The organism is Arthrobacter sp. 10T425, assembly GCF_056393985.1.
Genome location: NZ_JBFTGZ010000067.1, coordinates 1 through 495 on the forward strand (window position 1 = coordinate 1; position 495 = coordinate 495).

The following is a 495-nucleotide window of genomic DNA, read 5'->3' on the forward strand; positions in this document are numbered from 1 at the left end:
AGGAATGGCTCCCCGCCCGCAGCGGAGCAGCCTGGGTGGCCGTCTCCGGACGGCACGCCGTGGACGGCGCCTTCTCGGAGTGGATGAGGCACGTCGCGGCATCGACTCCGGAGTGGGGCGACGGTGACAGCGTCGACTGGCGCCGCAAGAGTGCCGCGCGATTGGAGCTGTCGTTCGACGACCCTTTCCTCATCGACGGCGCACCCGCCGGCTTCCACGACGGTCGGCCGGAAGAGGATCCGCACCTGACGAACCCCGCGGTGACCCTGGGCTTCGGCGACGAGCGCGCCACCGTGTCCTGGGCCGGTTCGGAGCTCGTGCTCGACATCGCCGGCGCGATCGCCGCCGCAGAGGCGGTGAGCTGAATGGCCGGGGAAGACCTTTCCTCCTCCGAGCTCGCCGAGCCGGCGCTCGCCCCACTCACGCGCGAGGCGTTCACCCTGGTGCAGGGCGATCTCGAGCACGCGGTGCGCGACGCCACCCGTAACCAAGGGC

General features: G+C 71.5%; 1 protein-coding gene. It reads left to right on the forward strand.

The window, feature by feature from the left end:
- On the forward strand, window positions 1–365 hold a 365-nt coding region (locus AC1DDH_RS20545), incomplete at its 5' end, for a hypothetical protein (RefSeq protein WP_476956223.1).
- Window positions 366–495 lie beyond the last annotated feature (130 nt).